At 63.7% G+C, this 17,669-nt stretch carries 18 protein-coding genes; 11 read left to right on the top strand and 7 right to left on the bottom strand.

Annotated elements, in window-relative coordinates:
* The first annotated feature begins 6 nt into the window (after positions 1 to 6).
* From ACL9RL_RS09260 to ACL9RL_RS09250, 3 genes are all read left to right on the top strand, one after another.
* The gene (locus ACL9RL_RS09260) at positions 7 to 738 is read left to right on the top strand and encodes an RHS repeat domain-containing protein (protein ID WP_422779952.1); all 732 of its coding nucleotides are present in this window, start codon (positions 7 to 9) and stop codon (positions 736 to 738) included.
* A gap of 152 nt (positions 739 to 890) precedes the next feature.
* A complete protein-coding gene (locus ACL9RL_RS09255) occupies positions 891 to 2,171 on the top strand; it encodes a hypothetical protein (RefSeq protein ID WP_422779951.1) in 1,281 nt (426 codons plus the stop codon).
* 932 nt (positions 2,172 to 3,103) lie between these two features.
* A complete protein-coding gene (locus ACL9RL_RS09250) occupies positions 3,104 to 3,412 on the top strand; it encodes a hypothetical protein (protein ID WP_422779950.1) in 309 nt (102 codons plus the stop codon).
* Between the two features lie 70 nt (positions 3,413 to 3,482).
* On the opposite strand, the gene ACL9RL_RS09245 is transcribed toward ACL9RL_RS09250, so the two are convergent.
* Together ACL9RL_RS09245 and ACL9RL_RS09240 are read right to left on the bottom strand one after the other, a co-directional pair.
* A complete protein-coding gene (locus ACL9RL_RS09245) occupies positions 3,483 to 3,842 on the bottom strand; it encodes a hypothetical protein (RefSeq protein WP_422779949.1) in 360 nt (119 codons plus the stop codon).
* A 180-nt stretch (positions 3,843 to 4,022) separates the two neighbouring features.
* Positions 4,023 to 5,030: a Fic family protein gene (locus tag ACL9RL_RS09240; protein ID WP_422779948.1), complete on the bottom strand. Its 1,008-nt coding sequence runs from the start codon at positions 5,028 to 5,030 to the stop codon at positions 4,023 to 4,025.
* Between the two features lie 592 nt (positions 5,031 to 5,622).
* Here ACL9RL_RS09240 and ACL9RL_RS09235 point away from each other — a divergent pair.
* Positions 5,623 to 5,919: a hypothetical protein gene (locus ACL9RL_RS09235; protein WP_422779947.1), complete on the top strand. Its 297-nt coding sequence runs from the start codon at positions 5,623 to 5,625 to the stop codon at positions 5,917 to 5,919.
* A gap of 20 nt (positions 5,920 to 5,939) precedes the next feature.
* Here the strand turns inward: ACL9RL_RS09235 and ACL9RL_RS09230 are convergent, their stop codons facing one another.
* Together ACL9RL_RS09230 and ACL9RL_RS09225 are read right to left on the bottom strand one after the other, a co-directional pair.
* Positions 5,940 to 6,206 (bottom strand): hypothetical protein, encoded by a 267-nt coding sequence (locus ACL9RL_RS09230; protein WP_422779946.1) that lies wholly within the window; start codon positions 6,204 to 6,206, stop codon positions 5,940 to 5,942.
* Between the two features lie 92 nt (positions 6,207 to 6,298).
* Positions 6,299 to 7,576, bottom strand: a complete 1,278-nt coding sequence (locus tag ACL9RL_RS09225; RefSeq protein ID WP_422779945.1) for a tyrosine-type recombinase/integrase — start codon at positions 7,574 to 7,576, stop codon at positions 6,299 to 6,301.
* 158 nt (positions 7,577 to 7,734) lie between these two features.
* On the opposite strand from ACL9RL_RS09225, the gene ACL9RL_RS09220 reads away from it, so the two are divergent.
* Positions 7,735 to 8,661: a hypothetical protein gene (locus ACL9RL_RS09220; RefSeq protein WP_422779944.1), complete on the top strand. Its 927-nt coding sequence runs from the start codon at positions 7,735 to 7,737 to the stop codon at positions 8,659 to 8,661.
* 464 nt (positions 8,662 to 9,125) lie between these two features.
* On the top strand, positions 9,126 to 10,082 hold the full coding sequence (locus ACL9RL_RS09215; protein WP_422779943.1) for a DMT family transporter: 957 nt from the start codon (positions 9,126 to 9,128) through the stop codon (positions 10,080 to 10,082).
* Positions 10,083 to 10,202: 120 nt separating this feature from the next.
* On the opposite strand, the gene ACL9RL_RS09210 is transcribed toward ACL9RL_RS09215, so the two are convergent.
* Positions 10,203 to 10,739, bottom strand: a complete 537-nt coding sequence (locus ACL9RL_RS09210; protein WP_422779942.1) for a nitroreductase family protein — start codon at positions 10,737 to 10,739, stop codon at positions 10,203 to 10,205.
* Between the two features lie 3 nt (positions 10,740 to 10,742).
* On the bottom strand, positions 10,743 to 11,147 hold the full coding sequence (msrB, locus tag ACL9RL_RS09205) for a peptide-methionine (R)-S-oxide reductase MsrB (protein ID WP_422779941.1): 405 nt from the start codon (positions 11,145 to 11,147) through the stop codon (positions 10,743 to 10,745).
* A gap of 189 nt (positions 11,148 to 11,336) precedes the next feature.
* On the opposite strand from msrB, the gene ACL9RL_RS09200 reads away from it, so the two are divergent.
* From ACL9RL_RS09200 to ACL9RL_RS09180, 5 genes are all read left to right on the top strand, one after another.
* Positions 11,337 to 11,657 (top strand): DUF3263 domain-containing protein, encoded by a 321-nt coding sequence (locus ACL9RL_RS09200; protein ID WP_422779940.1) that lies wholly within the window; start codon positions 11,337 to 11,339, stop codon positions 11,655 to 11,657.
* A 24-nt stretch (positions 11,658 to 11,681) separates the two neighbouring features.
* Complete coding sequence (locus ACL9RL_RS09195; RefSeq protein ID WP_422779939.1) at positions 11,682 to 12,263, top strand: LytR C-terminal domain-containing protein; 582 nt, start codon at positions 11,682 to 11,684, stop codon at positions 12,261 to 12,263.
* A 280-nt stretch (positions 12,264 to 12,543) separates the two neighbouring features.
* Entirely contained in the window at positions 12,544 to 12,747 is a 204-nt protein-coding gene (locus ACL9RL_RS09190) for a cold-shock protein (protein WP_422779938.1), read from the top strand.
* A 217-nt stretch (positions 12,748 to 12,964) separates the two neighbouring features.
* A complete protein-coding gene (gene groL, locus ACL9RL_RS09185; protein WP_422779937.1) occupies positions 12,965 to 14,584 on the top strand; it encodes a chaperonin GroEL in 1,620 nt (539 codons plus the stop codon).
* A 343-nt stretch (positions 14,585 to 14,927) separates the two neighbouring features.
* Positions 14,928 to 15,905 (top strand): hypothetical protein, encoded by a 978-nt coding sequence (locus ACL9RL_RS09180; protein WP_422779936.1) that lies wholly within the window; start codon positions 14,928 to 14,930, stop codon positions 15,903 to 15,905.
* A 66-nt stretch (positions 15,906 to 15,971) separates the two neighbouring features.
* Here ACL9RL_RS09180 and ACL9RL_RS09175 read toward each other — a convergent pair whose 3' ends face one another.
* Positions 15,972 to 17,666, bottom strand: coding sequence for an ATP-binding protein (locus tag ACL9RL_RS09175; RefSeq protein ID WP_422779935.1), 1,695 nt, complete (start codon positions 17,664 to 17,666; stop codon positions 15,972 to 15,974).
* Between the last annotated feature and the right edge of the window lie 3 nt (positions 17,667 to 17,669).

Raw genomic sequence — 17,669 nt, 5'->3', positions numbered from 1 at the left:
GCGAAGTTGACGGCAACAGCAACGTCGATCCGGGTTGATGGTGCGGAGGTCACGTTCCCGAAGATCGTGAACGCGGTGTTGACGGGCGCGGCCGATGAGTCGATCGAACTCGTCGCGCCTGGCTCTTCGTGGGCGTGGCGGATTGATGTGTTCCCGTCGCCGTCCGCGTCGGTGTTGCGGGGCGTGTACACGTTCGACGATGTTCCGGTGATCGACTGGGCGGACATGACCCGGATTGACCCGTCCACTCTGGAACCGTTGAACCCTCTCCCACCGTCCGCTGCGGAGATCCTGGCTGACGCTTCGGATGCTCGTGACACGGCGTTGGGTGTTGCTGCTGGTCTTCCTGCTGCGGCGTCTGGTGCTGTTGCGTCGGAGGTGACGTCTCAGGTTGACCCGAAGGTGCAGGTGGCGGTGCAGGCGGCGTCTGATGCTGGCACGGCGGCTTCTGGGGCTCATGGGTCGGCGGTTGCTGCTGAGGGGTTCAAGGTTGACGCGAAAACGGAAGCAGACCGGGCAGCCGGCGCTGCGACGACCGTCGTCGCGTCGGCGTTGTTCCCGGCCGCGACGGCGATTGAGTACGACCCGTCCGGAAACGTGACGAAGGTCACCGAGAACGCTGTGGTCACGACGTACACGTACAACCCTGACGGCACCGTGCACACCGATACTCGTGCTGGTGTGACGCGCACGTACGTGTATGACAGCTCCGGCAACCTGATCCGAATCGAGGCATGATGGACCCCGTAACCCTCGGTATGGCAAAAGCCGACACGCGGCGAGCTGTTGCTGGGCTGCGGCCGTTGAGTTGGGCGCAGGTTCCGCCTGCACTGTTCGCACTGGACAAAGCGCTCGCGAATCGTGACACCGCGCGCGTGAACATCGTCGGTGTGGGTGATTCCTTGTTCGAGGGCATGTCGGCGTCGGTGTTCACGAAGGTCATTCTGATGCGCCTCGCTGACCGGCTCCGCGAACGATTCCCGACGCCCGGGCAGGGCGACACCACCCGCTCGGGCGGATTCGGTTACGTCCCGGCAGCATGGCCCGTCGAGGGCAGCCCGATTGCGCCGCAAGAAATGATCCCGACCTACACGGGCACGGTAACCAAGGCCATCAGCGGGACCGTTGGGTTCGGCCTGGGACGTAGGTATGCGCAGCTCGCTGCTGGCGCGTCAGTGACGTTCAAGCCGGTCCGTTGTACCGGTTTCGATATTGAGTGGGCTGCCGTTGTCACGACGGGTGCGAGCTTCGCCTACTCGGTCGATGGCGGCGCGCCGGTCACGGTTTCAACATCCTCCGCTCGGACAACATCGACACAAGCATCGAACGTCGGTGACACGACGATCACGGTCGCCGCGGTGCAACAGGACTGGCGTCCCGGGGCGATGGTCATCATCGAGACCGGCGGCAACAACGAGACCGTGAATATCGCGTCGGTCGCTGGAAATGTCGTCACCCTGGCAACCGCGCTCACGAAAGCTCACGCGGCAGGCTCGCCCGTCGCGGCGCACTCTAACGGCGGGTATCTCACGTCTGTGCGCGGCCTGGCGCCCGGGGCACACACGGTCGCGATCACGACAACGACTGGTGCGTTCATCCTCGGCGTCGACTACTACCTCAACGACGACGGCAAAGGAATCCACGTCTACAACTCGGGACATTCCGGGATACGTGCCGACCAGTACCTCACCAATGGGGCAACGGACAAGTGGTCTCAGTCTGTGGCCGTTCGACGCCCAGCCGCGATCGTGTGCGACCTGATGATCAATGACTCCGGGGTACAGACTCCGGCTCAGGTCGTCGCGAACCTCGCCGCATTGAAAGCGCGTATCGACGCGGACGTGGCCGCACGAGGACTCCCTCGCCCCTCTTGGGTGCAGGTGATCCCGTACGAGATCGACCCAGCGAACAACCGATACCAGGGCACTCCGTGGGCGTCGTATGTTGACGCTATCCACGGGTGGGCGAGAACGGACACGACTGGGCCAGGTGGTTCATCGGGTGTGTTCGTGATCGATCTCGGCAGACGAATGCCAAGATCCGACCAGAACGTCGGCCCGTATGGGGACCCGACCGCTTACTACCTTGCGTCGGACAAGATCCACCCGCTCGACACCGGCACAGACGCGTTCGCACTGTGGTCATCGCGAGCACTCCCAATCGAACAATGACCCACCTCAGCCCCTCCTGGTTTCACCCTTCACTGGGTGGGACCGGGAGTGGCTGTTTTGGTGTTCGTTGAGGTGTCGTTGCGTGCACACCTTGTGGCCCATGTTGGAGGAAGCCTTGGGGAATCGTCGATCTCTCGATAGGCTCAACCCGTTGTGATGACCCCTCGGGTGGGGTCATCATGGCTGAGGCTCGTGAGTGCGTTCGGTGTTCGCATGAGCCAGGAGGGCCGGTTGTGTTCCTATCGGGTGAACGCTAACTTGGCCTGAGCGCAAGGGGTCGCCTCTCCTCTTGCGCTCTGCAACACGGGCCGTTCTCAGCCACCGCCGGCTGCGGCTCGGTGGGTTCAGCATGTCCGAACACATGCTGAACCCACGCTCATTCCTGCCGATGCCGCGGTACGAGACGCGGGTGGATGCCGGACTTCCCAGGGTCCGGCACCCGATTCGGGTCTGCGGTCAGAGTCGCTTGATGCGCCATCGAGAGTTCCTGACCACGTTCCCAAACGTATACCGGTCTGACCCTGAGCGGAAGCACCGTTCGCCCGTTGGCGGGCCACTGCACACTATTGGGCCCCGTCTGGGCTCACCTTCGGGTGGGTTCAGACGGGGCCGTTCTGTGCCGCAGAGAGAGTCTGACTGTAGTTCTCAGAGGTACCCGTATGTCATGCTGGTGATTCTTCAGACCCAACAGCCAGAGAAGGGTTATAGGCTTGCCACATGACGAACCTAGCGACGACCACATTCCGGGGCCTCTCGCACGGGGCAATGGTAGGAGTTACGGGCGACACGTCGAGAGCAGTCCTGATGCGGGTGACCTTGCAACAGAATCGCAAGGCGAAGTCGATCAAGTCGAAGAGCTCCGCCCGAGTGGAACGACGGAACAGCTCTCCAGCTTCGAAATAGCAATGTCGCACCAGGGGCCACTGCCTCCGGTGCCGACGCTCGCCGGATACGACCAGATCGTCCCCGGGGCAGCCGAAAAACTCGTCAACGAGCATCTTTACGGCGAGCGAGTCGGGAGCAACGCGATCAGGCGGCTCACGAACGCCGAGAGCTTCGCTGTGGTTACTGGCGCGGTCGGCGCGCAGATCTTGACCATAGGCGGATTGGTGGCTGCTGTGGTCTTGGTTGTGAACGGTTACTCCGCGTATGCCATCGGCGCCATCATCCCCGCGATCCTTGGCGCGAGTGCGCAGGTCGTGCGCGCTTCTCGCAAGGGACCGCCAGTGGAGGAGCCCTAACCTTCCAACGCTCCCTTGCGGTGGGTGGCGGCCGCAGCGGTTGAGGAGTACGATCGCTCCCAACCCGAGATCAGCCCCTTCCTCGTCTTTCCGGAGACGAGGAAGGTGCCGTTTTGTTGTTCCCGCGGTAGTGGTCGAGGAGCGCGCGTGCCGTCGGGCGCGGGTAGTCGCGTGCGTCCTTCCTCCCCGCCGCGAGGTGGTGTTGCCAACCGCGGGAAGCCGACGAGTAGTCCCATGCTGCGGCCGCCGCGTCCTCGAGGGTGCGCCAGTACCCGATGAGTTCCCGCGCCTCTGATGTGGGCGCCCAGGTGACCAGCCGGAACCAGTACTCACGGTTCCCGAGCCGCCCGTACGTCAGCTTCCGGATCACCGCGTACGGCGAATCAGCACCATCGTCGGTGAGTTCCCACTCGACGGGAACAGCTTTCATCACAGGATGCCAGGGCACGGGGATCTCCAACAGGGTGCGGTCGTGGTGCGCCTGGCCGCGCGACAGCATCCTACGACGACACCCCTGACATTCAAGCGAACTTGAATCCACGGGTGCCCGGTTCAAGAAACCGGGCCGAAACTTGAATGGGAGTAGACCGAGCTCCCGCGTGCTAACCCATCAGGAAACGTCGCGTCGCTCAAACACTGGAGCATATGCTCCATACTCAGGCTGCGGCATGAATGCATCCATTCTCCAGATGCACGATTCATATTTTCCGCTCGGACGCTCTTTGATGAGTTCTAGCTCGATTAGCTTCCCCATGTCGCGGCGAAAGAGTCGGTCACTCGTCCCATCGTAGAAAGAGGAAATGTCTGGAGTGAGGTAACGGACTTCCTTGCGGCTGTACTCCACCCCTGGCAGCATCGCCAGAACTACAGCCCTACGCCTGCGAGCGATGTCAGTGGCTGGCTCATGTTGGAACCTCTCATGCACATAATTGATCCATGCCACACCGCGTTGCTGAACCTGAACAGTCTGGACCTGTTCGCGCAGTTGGTCACGGAAGCCAAGTGCGCTATATGCAATGAACCCCGCAACGTCGCGCTGCTTGGATGCTGCGTCAAGCTTCTCGTAGTAGCGGGTTCGAGTGCGGTTGTAGTAGTCGGAGAGCACATTTGTGCTGATCCAAGGCACGAGCCCGGAGTGCGCCAAGATGGCGCACTCGATCAGCCGTGCAGTTCGCCCATTCCCGTCGCCGTAGGGGTGAATCCACGCGAGGTAGAGGTGTGCCAGTGTCGCTGCGAAGAACGTCAGGAAGAACGCTTCGTCCTTCGTTGAGGTTCTCGCTGCTGAGTCCATGATCTCGTTGATCCAGTCGCAAAGCTTCTGCATGAGAAAAGGAACGTCTTCGGCCGGTGCCCCGCGATATGTCCCGACTACAACGGATACAGTTCGATACTCGCCAGGGGTCACATAGTCGGCAACATCGAGCGAACTGAGAAGTTGTGAGTGCTTCTCGTTTACCCATTCCGGTGTCAGACGAAAGGCGCCATCGGCTGCATAGACTTCTTGGCGCACGCGGCCCAGTGAATCCAGAACGTTTCGCACCTCCTGCTCAAGGTACTGCTGTGATTCGGGGAGGCGGCGATCGTTCACAAAGATGTCATCGACCTCGTCCTCGCTCAAAGTGTTTCCTTCGATTGCGGCTGAGGCTAGTGCTCCCCTCCGCATGTAGACGCCAGCAAGCTCCCAAGCCACTCGTGGCTGAAGCGGCGTTCCGACAAGGTGCTGACACTTCGAGTAGCTCTCACCAAGGTGAGCCCAGGTCAACTCTCGAAGGCTCGTCGGGTCAAAGGTGAAGGTGAGCCATGGGTGGGCTGACTCGTAGGACCGTCCGGAGGATTGCATGCGTCATCTTAACAAACAATGCCGTTTTTTGTCCAACCTTGTGTCCACGGGGATGACCAAAAAGTCCGGCTCCTGGGGCGGCGCTTTCGCTTCACCCCGACACGCACGATCGAAGCAGACGGTACCGACTACGCGGCCGCGAGCTCGGCTCTTGTCCTGCCTGACGGGTGGGTTGTGCTCTCGAAACGAGTCGTGAGCTAAACCGTTCCGAGGCCGCGAACTCGCGGCAACGAAGAACGCTTCACTGACTCACGGATCCCACCATCGGACGTGGCCACGGTCACCAGCTGCAACCGAGTGAACGTGTACGACGACAGGGTGAAGATGCGCCGGGCAAGCAACGCCACCTCACCTGGCTAGAGTGTCGGGCATGAAGCATCTTCACTACGCAGGACAAGTGCTTGCGATCTCTGACGGCCTGGCGAGCATGATCACCGAGGCAGTCTCGGACTTCTTGTTCGCCGGCAAATCAGCTGTCTGGCCGGTGGCGGGCTACCAGGATGAACGCGAGGTGGTCGCCCAGATGCAGTTCGGCCCGGGGATCCCTTGGCTGATCGTGGATTCATGGCTACCTGACGAACGCGTGCCGGCGCGACACGATGACGATTCGATTGCGTACATCGAAGGGGAGAAGTACTCGCTGGACAGCGATCTTCCGGAGGACTGATCCGGCAAGAGCGGTAGCTCTCATTCGCTGAGTGGCGCCGTGACCGCCACATCGTTCGTGCAGAACCATTCTTGGTACGCCACCCCAGCTTTCATGCCGCGATCGAAAGCATCCTCGAGACCCGTGTCGTCGCGCGTAGCGCTGCTGACACCGCGGTTGTAGGCATCGGTCACGGCCGCGTTGATGGCAAACGCGGCGCCGAGTCCTGCGGCCACGAGCAGCAAGAGCGCGGCAGTGCCGACGATGATCCAGATCAGGAGCTTGGGGGAGCGGGCGGTTGTGGTCATCGGGCGAGCGTATTAAAGGCGGCTCCGCATTAAAAGAGATGCCGTTGCTTAAACAGAGAAGCTCAGTGCACAGAAGCCACGCCTTTTGGGGTCTAGCCCGTGGGCGCTTGGACGAATCTCATCGAACAGCTCGTGCAACGCCAAGTGCGCCCCTGGGCGATCACGGCCGAACCGCAGGACGTGCAGCGCGGCGAGCTCGCCCTAGCTTCATCTGCTAGCTGTTCCGAGTATTGCTTCATGGCGGCTTCCAGGCGCGGGCGGTTCCCGAGGGACTTGTACGAGCGGCTCATCGCACGAGTGGAGTGGCCGAGGATCTCGACGATGATGTCCTCGGGCACGCCAGCTTCGTACATGAGGTCAACGGCTGTGTGGCGGAGGTCGTGGAGGCGCACGTTTTTCGTGACTCCATAGTCCGCGCGGGTCTCTCGCCATCGCCTCGAGTCGCGGTCGGGGTCGATCGGTCGCCCTTGATCGGTGAAGACGAGACCGAAGGGGTTCGGGGGAGCGGAGCGCCGTTGCTCCTCGATGATGGACTTCAGTGGGTCGACGAGCGGGATGATTCGCCATCCTGCCCGCGACTTCGGCCGGGTGAGGAATAGGCCGCCTCGCAGTTGCCGATACTCGAAGTCGGCCGGTGCCACCAGACGGGGTGGTGTCGTCGTGTGGTCGAGAGGGAAGCGCTGTAGCTGCCAGGACAAGTCGAGGACGTCGGTGACGCGGTCCCATTCGAGACCGATCACTTCACCGCGCCGGGCGCCCGTCAGAATTGATGTTGCCCAGCGGGCGCCCCACACTTCGTCTTGGCGAAGGCGTTTGAGTACGGCGCGTGCTTCGTCAGCGTCGAGGACCTCGACTGTCGTGTGCGGCCGGCGTGGCGGGCGAACCATCCTGGCCGGGTTGAAGTCGATGAACCGCTCCCTGACTGCGTCCTCGAATGCCGCAGACATGACCCTGTACGTGTACAGGCTGAAGTTCTGTGACAGTCGGAGCTCGTCTGTCATTCTCGTCCCGACGCGCCTGATCTGCGCTGCGGTGACGCTGTCGAGCTTCGTCCTTCCGATGACGGGGATGATGTGTTTATCGATGATGTTCGCGTACCCGAGTCGTGTGGACGGGCGAACGTTTGGTCGGACGGTGGTCGTCATCCAATAGTGCAACCACTCTTCGACGGTGGGATCGACTAGGGAGAGCTCGCCTCGCGCCTTCATCGCTTTCTGGAACGCGGCCATCTTCCGCTCGACGACGTCACGGTCCTTCGACCTGATCGTTCTTCGGCGCCGCTTGCCGCCGATCGATGCGAGCTCAAGGGTGGCGGTCCAGAGCCCGCGCTCTGGGCTGTAGAAGATCGAACCGGTTCCTTTTGCACGCATCCCTGCCTCTTCCCTCGACGGTGTGTGGCAGGACTCTACGCGCCGTTTGATCGAGCACAAAGCGCCCGTGTCCATATGGACAGGTATTGCTTACATATGGACAGGTCGCCTCGTAGATCGCCCTCCGTGTGGCCGCAACCTGTGCTTGGCTTGATCGCATGGACGTCGGTGAAGAGTGGGTCGATCGTCAGCGTGACCAGGACGCTTCGGTGCGTGCGGTGATCGTCGCGATAGGGCCGCAGAAGAGGCCGCGGATTAATGTTCGCTTTCCTGACTCGATTGACCTGGGAGCAGTCCAGGATGTTCCGTCGACCCGGCTTCGTGCCCCGTGGGCTGAGGTTGACGAACATGACGCCCGTCTGGCGGCATGGATCAGAATGCGCCAGGACGTTCTGTCCGAAGCCGAGGAATCTGCTATCGACACAGTCTTCGACCTGCTCATCCCGATCGAGGTTGCCTGGAACGATTGGCGAGACGTCAAGTACTCAACTGTCGTCTGCGACGAGACTAGCCTCTCGGAACTGGCTGGACTCGATCTGGCTGCGCTCAGGACAGATCTCCAGACGACGGACGAACCTGAAGGGCGGCGCTTCACACCCGCGGCGACTCTGCTCATAGCCGAGTCGGTCGCGCGCTCACATGCCGATGTCGTGCTCAAGTGGATCGAGAATGACGAGAAAGAGGTTCGGGAGCGAGTGAAGAAGGGTCGTGAGACTACCGACCTCGACGGGAAGCCCTACAGGACATCCCGGGAGTGGGAGTATCACGTGTACCTCGAGCGTCACCGGCCTGTGAACGAATTGCTTCGCCAATGGTGTGGGCATCGCGTGGTGACCGCCTTCGAGCGCTTGGCAGCTGCGGAAGCTGAGGTGTTTCGTCTCGATGGGGTGATCGAAGATCTCATTCGAGTTGCTGAACACCACGAAATGGCAGACAAGTTCGAGCGGGTGCTCCGTCACCTCGAAGAGGACCGAATTACTCCGTACAACGTGCGTGTTGACATCGCCCGCCCGTTGCAGCCTGGCGAGATCCCTGTGCGCATCGAATACACGAGGCGCTGGGGTGGGTATCGAGCCCAGTACTAGCGCAAGCGGCAGTATTCCATGGCCCGTCGAGATGTCACCGGGAACCATGAGTGCCATAGAATTGTATCTAGTCATTGTTTATTCATGGTTTTGAGCGGGATTCACGCATATTTCCCGGGTAGCTCCGGGATGTAGATTCCGCTCTACGACTGTGATCCGGGACCATTCGGGACATGCCGGTATGCCTGTGTTTCAAAGCGTAGGTTACGGGTTCAAGTCCCGTCGTCGGCTCCATTTCTTCTCCGCTCCGTGGCCCGCATCGTCGCCCCGCGTCTCCGAGCACATCTCGCTCGTCCAGAATTCAGGAACGCCTGCGGAATTCAGGACGAAATCGCCCGCTTCGGCACCGAATCGTCCTGAATCGTGGAGAAGTTCCTGAATTGCGCCGGGTCGCGGGACGGCGCTGGAGAGCGCCGGAGAACACTGGACAGCACCGAACCGCAGCGAACAGCACCGAGGAGCACGTGAACACGCCGAAGACCGCACCGATCCCCGCGTGGGCCGCCCTCCTCATCGCGATCGGGAGCGGCGCGCTCATCGCGGTGCAGGCCCGTATCAACGGGCAGCTCGGACAACGCCTCGACGACGGATTCCTCGCTGCGGCGATCTCCTTCGGCGGCGGACTCATCGTCCTCCTGATCGCGCTCGCCATCTCGCCCGTCGGGCGCAGGGGAGTGCGGACGGTGGTCGGCGCCGTCCGCACACGCGAATTGCCCTGGTGGACGGTGCTCGGCGGGACGGCCGGTGCGTTCCTCGTGCTCTCGCAAGGACTCACCGCTGCAGCGCTCGGCGTCGCCCTCTTCACCGTCGCAGTGGTCGCGGGGCAGACCGCGAGCGGACTGGTGCTCGACCGCATCGGGTTCGGGCCGGGCGGGCGCGTGCTGCTCACCGCGCCGCGCGTGATCGGCGCCGGCATCGCGCTCATCGCCGTCGGCCTGGCCGTCTCGGGGGAGTTCGGCGGCTCGATCCCGCTGTGGATGCTCGTCCTGCCGCTCATCGCAGGACTCGGCGTCTCCTGGCAGCAGGCCGTGAACGGCCGGGTCCGTGTACGGGCGCAGTCCACGCTCGCGGCGACCGCCATCAACTTCGTCGTCGGGACGATCGCGCTCTGCATCGCCGCCGTGGTCCACATCGCGATCGTCGGTCCGCCCAATGCACTCCCGACCGAGCCGTGGCTCTACATCGGCGGGCCGATCGGCTGCATCTTCATCGCCGTCGCCGCATTCCTCGTCGAGCACACCGGGGTGCTCATCCTCGGCCTCGGCACGGTCGCGGGGCAGACACTGTGCGCACTCGCACTCGACGTGTTCCTGCCCGGTTCGGACGGCGCCGTGCATGTGACGACCGTCATCGGGACGCTGCTGGCGTTCGTCGCCGTGGCCGTCGCGTCGATCCGTCGCCGGCGTCCCGTCACGGCTTGAGGCCCGCACCAACGCAGAAAACCTCCGTTCTCGTACTGGACGGCCGACCGCGATGGTCGGGTCCCATGAGAACGGAGGTTCGGCGATGCGGTGCAACCGCAGAGCCGCGGCAGCGCCTGACTACGGCATGCGGCTCAGGTGCGCTTTCGCATTGACGGCCTTGCGACGGCCGATGCGCGCGTTGGCAGGCTTGCCGCCGACGTAGAGCCAGCCGAGCAGGAGCTCGTCCTTGCCGAGGCCGTGCGCCTTCCGCACGGCTTTCGCACGCGTATACGTGCCGGTCCGCCAGAGCACACCCCAGCCGGCGTCGTCGAGCAGCAGGCTCAACACGTGTGCCACTCCGGAGGCCACGGCCTCCTGCTCCCAGGACGGCACCTTCTCGCTCGGCTTGACCGTCGCGACGACGGCGAGCAGCAGCGGGGCGCGCATCGGCTTCGTCGAAACGCCCTTGTCACCCGTCGCCTTCGCGATGGCGCGACCGAGCTTCACCCGGTCGTCGCCCCGCAGCGTGATGACGCGCCACGGGCGCATCGAACTGTGATCGGCGACACGACCAGCCGCGGTGAGCAGGTGCAGGAGCTCATCACGGTCCGGTGCGTCGTCCGTGACCTTCGACCACGAGCGACGCTGGAGGACCGCCTCATACAGTTCAGTCATCGACTACTCGGCGGCCGCTTCGAAGTTGAGCGCGATCGAGTTCATGCAGTAGCGGTCGCCGGTCGGGGTGCCGAAACCGTCGTCGAACACGTGACCGAGGTGCGAGCCGCACGTCGCGCAGCGCACCTCCGTGCGCACCATACCGAGCGAGTTGTCCTCGATCAGCTGCACAGCCTCCGGCCGCACCGACTCGTAGAAGCTCGGCCAACCGCAACCGGAGTCGAACTTGGTCCCGCTCTTGAAGAGCTCCGCATTGCAAGCGGCGCAGGTGTAGAGGCCCGCGCGGCCCTCATCGAGGAGCTCACCCGTCCACGGCCGTTCGGTGGCTGCTTCTCGGAGCACCGCGTACTGCTCGGCTCCGAGCTCTTCTCGCCACTGGTCTTCGGACTTCGAAACTTCGTACGTCATGCTGCTCCATCCATCCTTGTCATCCTACGCGCGAGCACGCGGCTCGGCTCATTCTGTAACGCAGGAGGGGCTGTGAACCTTCCCGACGACACCGGTGAACATCATGCCCCACCGGTCTCGATGCCTGCTGCCGCTGCACCGACAAATAGGATGGGGTGTCAGCAAACCGGGAGCCGGGAGGAGGATCCGATGCACGCAGCGTCGAATGAGCACGCCGACAGCGGATCCGAGCGCTCGGACGGCCCCGGTGGCGACGCTTCGGGTTTGAGCGAGCGCGACGCCGCGATCCTCGAGTTCGAGTCGCACTGGATGCGGCACGTCGGCGCGAAAGAAGCCGCCATCCGGGAGCGGTTCCAACTGTCTCCCGCACGCTACTACCAACTGCTCGGGGCGCTCATCGACTCACCGGTCGCGCTCGCCCACAACCCCATGCTGATCAAGCGATTGCAGCGCACACGAGACGCTCGCCTGTCGGCGCGCGGCAGCTCGGCCCCCGGCCGGGGCGTGTGACGCCAGACCCACGGAGACCACGACATGGCACAGTCCTTCCCACCCGATCGTTTCGATGACGTGACCGACCTGAAACGGGTCGGCGCGCATCGTGCGCCGGCACCCAAGGGACGCGGCTGGATCGCGTTCCTCTGGGCGGTCATCGCAACGCTCGTGCTGGTCGGCATTGGCACGTGGGCGCTCTTCTCCCTCAACTCCAGCGTCGACTTCTTCCAGGGGCCGTCGAAATCGCCGAGCTCATCGGCCAGCGAGACGCCGTCCGCGACGCCGGAGCCGGTCGCCCCCGTCGTCGATCCGGAGGCGAACATCCTCGTCCTGAACGGGACCCCGACCTCCGGTCTGGCGAGCGAGGCGTCCACGAAGCTCGCCGGAGCGGGATTCACCCAGTCCATCTCCACGAGCGATGCGAGCACCGACACGGTCGAGAAGAGCGGCATCTACTACCAGGACCCCTCGCAGGAGGGTGCGGCGCGGGCCATCTCCAACGCGCTCGGCGGCATCCCGATCGAAGTCAGCCAGCAGTACGCCATCCCCACCGAGGAAGGCGACACCCCCATGCTGCGGATCGTCGTGGTGCTCGGGGCCGACTACCAGCCGGCCGGCTGAGCCCAGCGATCGTCCCCGGCGCGTCCGCTTCCGAAACCGAGCGGTCCGTCACCGAGTGTTTCGGCTGTGTTTCACGCGTGTTGAGTTGACGTAATACTCCGAAGAATTTCTCGAAAACCGCGTGATTTCGCGGGGTGTCCGCCGCTAGTATCTGGAATTGGCCGCTCGTCCCGGTTCTGGGTCGACCCGTCGATCCGGAGCAGGCGATCACCGCAGTCCGCGGTGGGCCCGGTCCCGGCATCAGCCGGCGCCGCTTGCACGCAGCTATAGGAGTAAGAACATGGCGAACGGAACCGTCAAGTGGTTCAACGCTGAAAAGGGCTTCGGCTTCATCACGGTGGATGGAGGTGGCCAGGACGTCTTCGTGCACTACTCCGCGATCGACATGAACGGCTACAAGTCTCTCGAAGAAGGTCAGGCCGTTGTGTTCGACGTCGGCACCGGGGCGAAGGGGCCCCAGGCGGAGAGCGTCCGTCCGGCGTAAGACACAGAACGCATCGGGACCCGATCCCGTCGTCGCCGCCCACTGCGCAGTGGGCGGCGACGTTGCGTTTCACCCGGCCGAGTCCGTTCCCGGGAGTTCGCTCCGGGCGTCCCGTCTCACTTGCACTCCCACACCCTGAGTGCCAGAATCGTCTTAGCACTCGATCTCTCTGAGTGCTAACAACGTTCATGACGTCCGGGAGGGACGAAAAACACACATGGCTAAGATCATTGCTTTCGACGAGGAGGCCCGTCGGGGTCTCGAGCGTGGACTCAACATTCTTGCTGACACGGTCAAGGTCACCCTTGGACCGCGCGGTCGCAACGTTGTCCTCGAGAAGAAGTGGGGCGCCCCCACGATCACCAACGACGGCGTTTCCATCGCCAAGGAGATCGAACTCGACGACCCGTACGAGAAGATCGGCGCTGAGCTGGTCAAGGAGGTCGCCAAGAAGACCGACGACGTCGCTGGCGACGGCACCACCACCGCCACCGTCCTCGCTCAGGCGCTCGTCCGCGAAGGCCTGCGCAACGTCGCAGCCGGCGCAGACCCCATCAGCCTGAAGCGTGGCATCGAGAAGGCAGTCGCAGCAGTGACCGTCGAGCTCATCGCCAACGCCAAGGAGGTGGAGACCAAGGAGGAGATCGCAGCGACCGCTTCCATCTCCGCCGGCGACACCACCATCGGCGAGATCATCGCCGAGGCGATCGACAAGGTCGGCAAGGAAGGCGTCGTCACCGTCGAGGAGTCGAACACGTTCGGCACCGAGCTGGAGCTGACCGAGGGCATGCGCTTCGACAAGGGCTACCTGTCGCAGTACTTCGTCACGGACCCCGACCGCCAGGAAGCAGTCTTCGAGGACCCCTACATCCTCATCGCCAACCAGAAGATCTCCGCGATCAAGGACCTGCTCCCGATCGTCGACCAGGTCATCCAGTCCGGCAAGCAGCTCCTCATCATCGCTGAGGACGTCGACGGCGAAGCACTCGCAACCCTCGTCGTCAACAAGATCCGTGGCATCTTCAAGTCCGTCGCCGTCAAGGCTCCTGGCTTCGGCGACCGCCGCAAGGCTCAGCTGCAGGACATCGCCATCCTCACGGGTGGTCAGGTCATCTCCGAGGAGGTCGGCCTCAAGCTCGAGACCGTCACCCTCGACCTGCTCGGTCGTGCACGCAAGGTCGTCATCACCAAGGACGAGACCACCATCGTCGAGGGTGCTGGCGACGCCGAGGCGATCGCCGGTCGTGTTTCGCAGATCCGCAAGGAGATCGAGAACACCGACAGCGACTACGACCGTGAGAAGCTCCAGGAACGTCTCGCCAAGCTCGCCGGTGGTGTCGCAGTCATCAAGGCCGGCGCCGCTACGGAGGTCGAGCTCAAGGAGCGCAAGCACCGCATCGAGGACGCTGTCCGCAACGCGAAGGCTGCTGTCGAAGAGGGCATCGTCGCCGGTGGTGGCGTTGCGCTCATCCAGGCAGGCAAGACCGCGTTCGAGAAGCTCGAGCTCACGGGCGACGAGGCAACCGGCGCGAACATCGTCAAGGTCGCCATCGACGCACCGCTCAAGCAGATCGCTCTGAACGCAGGCCTCGAGCCCGGCGTGGTTGCAGACAAGGTCCGCAACCTGCCCGTCGGACACGGCCTCAACGCCGCGACCGGCGAGTACGTCGACATGCTCGCTGCCGGCATCAACGACCCGGTGAAGGTCACCCGCTCCGCGCTGCTCAACGCAGCGTCGATCGCTGGTCTGTTCCTCACCACCGAGGCCGTCGTCGCCGACAAGCCGGAGAAGAACGCGGCTCCGGCCGGCGACCCCACCGGTGGCATGGACTTCTAGTCCGCACAGTTCAACACGCAACGGGCGTCTCCCTTCGGGGAGGCGCCCGTTCGCTGTTTGGAATGGAGCACTTTCGGCGTGTTCGGCGTCAGCACGGGCCGCTCTTCAATATTGTCGGCCGATCGACTCATAATTGTTGCGCTGCTTCGACTGTCCCACGATCTGTCGTCCCTAGGATTGCGACATGAGACCTCTGGGGGCGGCCATACTGGTCTGCGCAGCATTCTTGACCGGCTGCGCGCACACAACAACTCCGGCACCATCGACACCTGCAGCGGAGGCGTCGTCGTCGCCGACGCCGGTCCTGCCGACGCGTCCAACGTCAACGACCGGCCTCCGATGTGTGGATTTGATCCCACTTTCCACAGTCACCGCAACGCTGGGGGTGCAGGTGGATCCCGAACCCATCCAGGCGGACGCTCAATTTCGTGACGCCCGATTCATCGCAACAGACTCCGTCGGCGGGCTGGCCTGTTTGTGGGGCACGGGTCGATTGAACGCTGCAGCGCTGGCATCACGAGTGTACGTTGCGGTGGTGCCTGACGCCGCAGCGGACTGGGAACGTTATGCCCCCGTCGTACAAACTGATTCCAGCGGATCAAGCAATACGGAGATCGTGTGTGATCCGCTCGGCTCCGGCGCCGCACAGTCACACGCCTGCACGGCCACGATGCTGGTCGGCGCTGCATGGGTGGAGACGAGGCTCTCTGGCGTGGGCACTGGCGAAGGCCTGACTGGACAACAAGCTGAATGCCGTGTGGACGAGCTCCTGGCGGCGCTAGCGGCATCGTTGACGCCGGTCGCTGCAAGTCCCCGTGAGATATGGACAGGGGTGGCGGGAACGCAAGCCCTACCTGCGGCCTGTGACGAGATGGTGTCATCCGATGCCGCAACGGACGTCCTCGATCTCGGCACCGAGATTAGTGTGACGGATGATCAGGATCGATGGTACCTGCTTGAATCGAGTGCCGCGGCAGCCGCTGGCACCCTGCGCTGTTCTTTTATGTTGGCTCAGACGGAAAACGGTGTGTCGGCCGGTACTCTCATCGCGGCGAGGGGTGGAGCCTGGGGATATGACCTCGTACGTCGCTATGTCGCTGCCGAAGGCCCACTCGAAACGGTGTCGATCGACGGAATCCCACGAGAGAACGCATTCATCGTGTGTTCTGAAGACGACTCGTGCGAGGTGAACCTGTCCGTGCGCGGCAACTGGATCCAGCTCACCGTCTGGCAGACAGACGAGCATCCTCTCACCGCGGCCGACATGCGTGACCGTTCGATTGCATTGGCGGCGACCGTGGTCGGCAACCTGCGAGCGTGAACCTCCCGCTCCACCGGTCGGTCCGTGCGAGCACGCATGAATCCGGTCGAGCCGCGCTGAGCGCGCTCAGGACTCGACGGCTGGGGGCTGCTGCGCTTCAGCGACGGGTCGTGCTGACGGAGCGAGCGGCAGCACCACACGGAACGTCGCGCCTCCACCCGGCGTCTCGGTGACCTCGACGCGGCCGCCGTGGGCCGCGACGATCGACGACACGATGGCGAGACCCAATCCGCTGCCGCCGGTCTCGCGCGTGCGCGAACTGTCTGCTCGCCAGAAGCGCTGGAAGATCTTCTCGCGGATCTGCGGAGGGATGCCCTCACCGTGGTCGATGACGGAGATCGTCGCCGTTCCGGCGCGCTGATCCGCCCCGACACCGAGCTCGATCGGGCTTCCGGCCGGTGTGAACCGCAGGGCGTTGCCGATGAGGTTCGTGACGACCTGCCTGACCTTGTTCTCCTCGCCGAGCACGACAGGGGGCACCGGGAGCGACAGCGGTGCGGTTGGGGTGGACCCGTCCGGACCTGCCGGTTCGGAACTGGACGGCCTCGAACGCTTGCGGAACCTGGCGAAGGCCGCGCCGGCGAAACTGATCGGAGCGGTCTGCGCCATCGTGGGGTCCTGCGTGGGTACCGGCTCGGCCGGGGCCGCGATGGCGTCAGGTGCTCCAGTCGGTTGCGCCGGCTCATCGAGGACGACCGTGACCTTGCGACCGGGCGCCTGAGCGGTCGTGTCGAGTGCTGCATCGCGGGCGATCGGCAGGAGATCGACCGGCGTGAGGTTGAGCGGCCTGGTCTCGTCGAGCCTGGCGAGCTGCAGGAGGTCCTCCACGAGCGCACCCATCCGGATGGCTTCCTTCTCGATGCGATCCATCGCCTGCGCGACGTCCTCCGGGGTCTGCAGGGCGCCCATCCGGTACAGCTCCGCGTATCCGCGGACGGAGACGAGCGGGGTTCGCAACTCATGGCTGGCGTCGCCGACGAAGGTCCGCATCTGCTCGATCGTCTTCCCGCGGTCGGAATAGGCGCGGTCGATGCGGGCGAGCATCGTGTTGAGGGATCGGCTGAGCCGACCGACCTCCGTGTTCGGGGTCGAGCCGGCGACGCGCTGGCTGAAATCGCCGTCGGCGAAGGCCGCGGCCGTGCGCTCGACCTGTCTGAGCGGTTCGAACGTCCCGGTCACGAGCCATCGTGTGAGCAACGCACCGACGATGATGATGAGCACACCGAGCACGAAGAAGATCGTCAGATAGGTGGCGATCGTGTTGTCGGTGCTCTGCATCGAGATCGCGACGAACGCGACGCCCGTCTGACCGTACGCGTTGACCGTGTACGGCACCGTGACGGCGTGGAAGACGATCGTCTTCGTCGCGTTCGTGACATCGAAGATGCCGGTGCCGCCGATCGCGAGGTCCTCCGACGTGAATGTCGTCGGGAAGTCCGGCAGGGTCGCCGGATCACGATTGGAACCCGTGTGCCCCGCAAGAGACCCGCCCGGGTTGTAGATCGCGATGTAGATGTCGTCGGGAACCGATTCTTCCGTGAGCGTCAGCTCGCCGGTGTCCGGGTCGATCGTGCCGGCGAGCCGGCCCTTCGCCGAGGACATCAACCGGTCGTTCGCCTGCTGGGTCAGGACCTCCTTGAGCAGCGGAGTCGTCCCCATGCCCGCGACGAGCAGCCCGAAGGCGAGGACGAGAACGGTCACCCCGGTGATCTTGGTGCGCAGCGAAACGCCAGTCCACCATGCGGACACGGAATCGGTCATAAC

The sequence above is a fragment of the Plantibacter sp. Mn2098 genome (genome assembly GCF_049319745.1).
Taxonomy (GTDB): domain Bacteria; phylum Actinomycetota; class Actinomycetes; order Actinomycetales; family Microbacteriaceae; genus Plantibacter.
Note: the sequence above shows the minus strand (reverse complement) of the source record. Positions and strands in the feature narration are given on the sequence as shown.